General features: G+C 43.2%; 5 protein-coding genes and 1 pseudogene. 2 read left to right on the top strand and 4 right to left on the bottom strand.

Translation table 11 applies throughout. The features are described 5' to 3' along the window. The coding region (locus tag ACZFYI_RS13645; protein WP_462524682.1) for an ATP-binding protein at window positions 1-505 on the bottom strand (505 nt) is incomplete at its 3' end. Window positions 506-782: 277 nt separating this feature from the next. On the opposite strand from ACZFYI_RS13645, the gene ACZFYI_RS13640 reads away from it, so the two are divergent. After that, window positions 783-1,715: a dihydrodipicolinate synthase family protein gene (locus tag ACZFYI_RS13640; protein ID WP_462524681.1), complete on the top strand. Its 933-nt coding sequence runs from the start codon at window positions 783-785 to the stop codon at window positions 1,713-1,715. 24 nt (window positions 1,716-1,739) lie between these two features. After that, on the top strand, window positions 1,740-3,236 hold the full coding sequence (locus tag ACZFYI_RS13635) for a sodium:solute symporter family protein (RefSeq protein ID WP_462524680.1): 1,497 nt from the start codon (window positions 1,740-1,742) through the stop codon (window positions 3,234-3,236). Here the strand turns inward: ACZFYI_RS13635 and ACZFYI_RS13630 are convergent. From ACZFYI_RS13630 to ACZFYI_RS13620, 3 genes and pseudogenes are all read right to left on the bottom strand, one after another. Further along, a complete protein-coding gene (locus ACZFYI_RS13630; protein WP_462524679.1) occupies window positions 3,233-4,471 on the bottom strand; it encodes a purple acid phosphatase family protein in 1,239 nt (412 codons plus the stop codon). The two genes, ACZFYI_RS13635 and ACZFYI_RS13630, sit on opposite strands and share 4 nt — an antisense overlap. A gap of 130 nt (window positions 4,472-4,601) precedes the next feature. Next, window positions 4,602-6,125, bottom strand: a complete 1,524-nt coding sequence (treF, locus tag ACZFYI_RS13625) for an alpha,alpha-trehalase TreF (protein WP_462524678.1) — start codon at window positions 6,123-6,125, stop codon at window positions 4,602-4,604. Continuing rightward, a pseudogene (locus ACZFYI_RS13620) lies at window positions 6,122-6,421 on the bottom strand (MFS transporter); the annotation flags it as partial. The gene treF and the pseudogene ACZFYI_RS13620, both read right to left, overlap by 4 nt.

Genomic DNA, 6,421 nt, shown 5'->3' with positions numbered 1-6,421 from the left:
CCAAAGTATCCTGAAAAGAGAGATACAATAAGTATTCCCTATATGAAAATGGAAATACCTCATGACTCAGGTACCTTCCCGTCAATCTTGTCCCCAACTCCCTACTCAGGAGTGAAGCATTGGATCCGGTAACAAAAACCTTCGCTCCCCTTTCATGAAGCTGTCTGACAAAAACTTCCCAACCGGATACATTTTGGATTTCATCAAAGAAGTATGCCTCCACCTCATGACCGATTACCTCATCCAACTTAGAGAAGTCACTGACTTCAAAACCAAAAACCCGCGAATCTTCAAAATTAAAATAAGCTACCTTGTTATAAAACCGATTTGCAATCTGTCTCATCATGGTGCTTTTACCACATCTCCTGATCCCTGCAATAACCTCGATATGGGAAGAAGAAGGGTTCAAAGTCTTGAGGTAATCCCGCTCGACAAATCCATTCTCTTTTTCCAAAAGATTTTGCTGTCCCTTATATGCTGCTAATATATCTTCTTTAAAAACCATAACTTCAACAACTTAGCTCAACAAATGTAACGTTTATTTTGTAAAAGTAAAATAGTTTACTTTATAAAAATACATTAATTTACGTTTACAGAGTAAACTATTTGCAATTTGTAAATTTGCACTTATCATTCAAACATATTTATCAAAATATTCAAAGAGATCCCTACAACCGTAGAAGACAAGAAAGTAGCAGAAAATCATATTTAATTTTATAAATTGTGACACTTCCCAAATTATAATGGGCTAATCTTTGATATTCTTCTTTAAACTTTAGATAATGACTGAAAGCAGCAATGTCCCGGCCTTTGAAGGCATCATGGTTCCGATGGTGACACCTCTACTTTCCAATGGGGAATTGGACAAAAAGGGAGTCGAAAGAGTAGTCAAACACTTGGTCAACGGAGGTGTTCAGGGTATTTTCATTCTTGGGACTACCGGTGAAGCAGCAAGCCTGAAGCCTGCGATAAAAAAAGACCTGATCGAAATCTCCTGCCAAGTGGTCGATGGCAAAACACCCGTTTTTGTTGGAATCACCCATACTTCCTTGGAAGTTAGTCTCAAATTGGCCAAAACCGCTAAGGAAAACGGCGCGGTCGCGGTTGTCGCTGCTTTGCCCTACTATTTTGCTTTGGATCAGGAGGATATTTTTCATTATTACATCAAGCTTGCAGACCAAAGTCCCTTGCCTTTGTTTCTGTACAATTTCCCGGTGATGACCAAGTCCAACATCGCACCGGAAACAGCCTTCAAACTTGCCAATCATGCCAACATCATCGGACTGAAGGACAGCTCGGGCAATGGGGTTTACTTTCAGAAATTGATCCCCATCAAAAAAGAACACCCCGAGTTTTCTCTACTTATCGGGCCTGAAGAAATGTTGGCTCAAGCCATATTTTCAGGTGCGGACGGTGGTGTAAACGGTGGGGCAAATATTTTCCCATCGCTTTATGTCAAGATGTTTGAGGCGGCAAAACGCCTGGATTTTGAGAAAGTAGAACAGATCCAATCCCTGATTTTGGAGATATCAAACGGCCTGTACAATTGCAGTCCAAAAAGCTCAAGCTACCTCTGCGGAGTCAAGGAAAGTATGTATTTTATGGGAATCTGTGAACCACATCTCGCATCACCACTCTTGCCGGTAAGCAAAAGTCATAAAGAAGAGATCATCCAAAACCTGGAAAAGATCCTTCTCAAAGTAAAATCTGTCTAATCCAAAGTTCCTTTCCCCAATTCAATGCCTCTCAACACCCTTGATTTGATTGTTTTCCTGGCATACATGCTGGGCATCATCGGGTTTGGGATTTCATTTTACTTCAGAAAAAACGCTGCTGATGACTTTGTCACAGGTGGCGGAAAACTGCCGGCATGGGCATTGGGTATGTCTATTTTTGCAACTTATGTGAGCAGCATCAGTTTTTTGGCATTGCCTGGAAGTGCTTTCCAAGGAAATTGGAACGGATTTGTTTTCAGCCTATCCATTCCTATTGCAGCTGCTGTTGCAGTCAGGTATTTTGTGCCCTTGTACCGAAAACTCCAAAGTCCTTCAGCCTATGCTTTTTTGGAAGAAAGATTTGGCGTTTGGGCAAGGATCTATGCATCGAGTTGCTACCTCCTGACCCAACTCGCGAGGATGGGCGCAATCTTATATCTTTTGGCCCTGCCCATGAATGCTTTATTCGGTTGGAGTATTCCTTTGATAATTATTCTCACCGGTTTGGGCGTTATCATTTACGCTACTTTGGGAGGAATATCAGCCGTGGTTTGGACTGATGCCGTGCAGGGAATTGTCTTGATTGCAGGGGCTTTGGGCTGCTTGGTATTGATTGTCCTCAACATGCCGGAAGGATTCGCGCAGGTCTGGGATATCGCACAAAGGGACAACAAGCTTTCTTTGGGAAGTTTTTCTTCAGACCTTGGACAAAGCACCTTTTGGGTTGTGTTAGTCTATGGGCTATTTATCAACCTGCAGAATTTTGGCATTGACCAAAGCTATATCCAACGCTACAAAAGTGCCAAAACAGAACAGGATGCCAAAAAATCCACTTGGTTTGGAAGTTTGCTTTATATCCCTATTTCCTTGTTGTTCTTCGTGATTGGGACGAGTCTGTATGCTTATTACCAAGTATTCTCCGACTCATTGCCACTTGAACTCCAAAGTATTGAGCAAGCCGATAAAGTTTTTCCTAATTTTATTGCAACGGTTTTACCACCGGGAATTTCGGGATTGGTGATTGCCGCCATTTTTGCGGCAGGGATGAGTACTGTTTCTACGAGTATCAACAGTTCCGCAACAGTCATTCTCGAAGACCATTTCAAAAAATATATCAACCCAAACCCATCCCAAAATACCCAAATCAGGGTTTTACGTATTGCTTCTTTGGCGATGGGAATATTAGGACTTTTGGTCGGACTTGCCTTCAATGGCGTGGAAAGTGCCTTGGACGCCTGGTGGGCTTTGGCTTCGATTTTCAGCGGAGGGATATTGGGTCTGTTCTTTTTGGCCTTATTGGGAAAAACCAAAACCAAATTCCCGGCCATTTCCGCAGTCGTTTCGGGTTTGGCAGTGATTGCATGGATCAGTTTAGGAGAATTCCTTCCCGAAGCCATCAGACCTTCTTTCTTGCTGCATAAAAATTTAGCCATCGTCTTTGGGACAATGGCTATTTTCTTGGTGGGTTTTTTGCTTGGATTGGTTTTTAATCCAAGCAAAAAGAAGGAAAAAGTGATTTAGTCTTCTTTTTTGACTGCCAAAGGAGTTTCGGGAAATGTATCGATCACATTGCCATCTTCGTCTATCGAGACAAAACTCCAGCTTTTGTCCTCCAAAGTGAGTAAGGTAAATGCCCTGATGGATTGGACTTTGTTTAGGTACCAAGTACTGTCAACCGAATGGGTTTTTCTGGGTGTTACCCCATAGGAACCGTCGCCGACATAGATGATTCCCGATTCATCGACTTGCATTCCCTTGATGGGGAAAGTTCTTTTATAAGCATGGTCATGATTTTCAAAAGCGATTTCCACGCCATTGGCCTCAAAGATCGGTGTCCATGTTTCCCTGACCAAGGTCTGTACCCTATCTCCGTATTCCCTTACTGATGGATAACCCGGCACATGGTAAATAGGAATTCTGTGAGTGACTTTTTTCCGTTCCTCCAAAGTCTTGGCCAGCCAATCCGTCTGCGTACCGGGTATAGGATTGGTGTGTTCAGTGTCAAGAATAATGAGACTTAAGTAATCTCCAAAGTCCAACACATTGTAACCAGGTTGACCGGGAAATGAAAACAGGCTGTAAAAATAGGGAGCGATACGTGCCCTGAATTCATTGTTTTGGACATAGCCTTCATGCTGAATATAATATCCATCAACAACTTCATGGTTCCCTGCGGCAACAAGGCATGGCAGGATTCTTTTATCAGCCGTTACCAAAGTGTTTTTGTAAGCATCAAACCAATCGTAAATCCTTTGGATATTTTCGGCAACTCCGTTTTCGTAAGCCATGTCTCCGCCGATGACTACAAAGTCCGGATCTTGGGCAGCAACAACACGGTTGGTTTTTTCCAACCATTCCTTTTGGTGCATGGAATCGCCACCGATGGCGATTTTGAGGGACTTGTTTTTGAGGTTTTTTGGAAGTGTTCTGAAATAATAGACGGAATCAGAAGAAGCAAATCTGAGTTCATAGGCCGTATCTGGCTTCAAACCCTGAATCCCCACCCTGTGGATATACCTTTGGGAAAAAGGATAAGGCAACACATCACTGTCAAAAGAATGCCACTTCTCCGTTCCTTTTCTCCTGAAATACAATGTCGTCGGATTGATTTCATCCATGTGCCAATCCACATCCATAGTCGTCGTCGGATCCGAAGTCCAGGTCAGGTAAAAAGCATGGGGTTCAGTTTGGGCAAAGCCTAACTGGGCTATCAGGACAAAGCTGAGGAGGAAAAGGATTCTTTTGAAGTTTGTCATGGGAGGAAATGGTTGGTATTGGAATTTAAAGCTAACGGCAAAAATTAGGGTTTCAAAAAATGGTTGAAAATATAACTTTAAGGTAATAACCCTCCAAAGGTTCAAAACCCTTGGAGGGTTTGTTTTTTATCTATGGATTTTCTCTCAGCCAATCTTTCATAGCCAAGTACACGCCATTGGTCCAACCGAATCCATCCTGAACAGGATATTCTCCGCCCCCGGCCTCTAGGCTGAGGTCCTCCACGTTATACTTTTCCATCATTTTTCCGGTACGGTCAAAAACCGACTCGTTGAGGTAAGTCCATCTTTCTGCCAAAGTTTTGGCCAGGTCTTTTCTACCATATTTGAGCATGGACTGAAATCCTATCCACTGCAGCGGCGCCCAACCGTTGGGAGCATCCCACTGCTGTCCGGTGTTGAAATTGGTTGTCACCAATCCTCCAGGTTTCAGGAAATTTTTTTCTACATAATCCAAAACCCGTGCGCCTTGTTCGGGACTAGCCATTCCGGAATACAAAGGGAATAACATGGCTAAAGACGGCCTGTCAACTTTTTCTTTGAACTTGATATGGTAATCGAGATAGATTCCCCTTTCCTCATCCCAACAATACCGCTCTATTCCTTCCATCCTATTTTTATGGAAGAGTTCCATTCGGGTGATTTCCTTGGAATCTTCCCTTTCCAATTTCATTCCTTTGATGATGACTCTTTCCGTTTCGGCAAGCAACACATTCAGGTCAATGGGAATCAAGGCGATGGTCTGCACGCTTCTGAGGTCATTTGGATCGTAGAGCCACCGGGAACTGAAGTCCCAACCTGATTCACAGGCAGCCCTCAGGTTGCGGAAAAGCTTCTCAGGAAACCTTGTGGACTGATCTGAAAGCTCGACATCTTCCACAAAAGATTCTGCCCTTGGCGTATTTTCATCATCCCAATACCTGTTGAGCGCGGTGTCGTCATCCATCCTGACCACCCTGTTGTAATATTTTCCGGGCAAAGGAATCTCTGTTTCCCCTTCTATCCAAAAGAGGTATTCCATCCATATCTCGGGTTGGTACTTCTTGATGATTTCTTCGTCTTCCTTTGCTTCAGCCAAGAGTTCCACCATTTTGGCAAAGAAAGGAGGCTGGGATCTGGACAGGAAATAAGTCCTGTTTCCATTGGGAATATGGCCGACAGTCCGGATCAAATGGGCAAAATTATCCACCATATTTTCTATCAGGTCGGTCCTTCCCGAGACTTTCAAGCCCAACATGGTAAAATAGCTATCCCAATAATAAATCTCCCTAAACCTTCCTCCGGGCACGATATAAGGATGCGGCAAAGGGATCAGACTGGAATTTTCTACCTCTTCATCCGCTTCCCTTGTGAGCAGGTCCCATTGCAGTTTGAGCCTGTCCTCGAGATTGGTGGCTTTGGGAAGGTTGAGTTTCTTGTATTCCGGTTCTTCGGGGTAGTCAAAATTTTTGTCAAGAAAAGATTTGAGGTCAAAACCCGGTTGCTTGATTTCCTCATAAAAATCCTTCAGAATGTCATGGACATCCCGCTTGGGAATGCTGTCCACAAAAGTCTTGGAATCAGGAAAAACCCCACTCATCTGGATGACTTCAAAAAGTTCCAGGTATATGTCTTCCGGTTGATCGTAAAATTTCATGCTGCTTGTTTCCTGACTTGAATATTCAACAAAATTAAAACTAAACAAAGACCTACAATCGGTATCAGGGAAAAATAAAATGCAGTGGTACCTCCATAAGCTTCAAAGATATTCCCGGTGATGATCGATCCGGTAGTTCCGCCCAAAGCAGAAAACACCACAATCAGTCCTGACATAGAACTTTGCATATATCTCGGTAATGCACTCAGCACCACAGAATTGATTGTCGGATAGATTGGCGCCAAAAAGATTCCTAAGATGGGAAAAAGGTAAACTACAAACGGGGCATTGAACCA

The organism is Aquiflexum sp. (assembly GCF_977115555.1).
This window is presented reverse-complemented; position numbering and strand designations above follow the sequence as displayed.

Coding starts and splice junctions, on each gene's coding strand:
- treF (WP_462524678.1), bottom strand. CDS start 6,125: ATGAAATTTTACGATCAACCGGAAGACATATACCTGGAACTTTTTGAA.
- ACZFYI_RS13635 (WP_462524680.1), top strand. CDS start 1,740: ATGCCTCTCAACACCCTTGATTTGATTGTTTTCCTGGCATACATGCTG.
- ACZFYI_RS13640 (WP_462524681.1), top strand. CDS start 783: ATGACTGAAAGCAGCAATGTCCCGGCCTTTGAAGGCATCATGGTTCCG.
- ACZFYI_RS13630 (WP_462524679.1), bottom strand. CDS start 4,471: ATGACAAACTTCAAAAGAATCCTTTTCCTCCTCAGCTTTGTCCTGATA.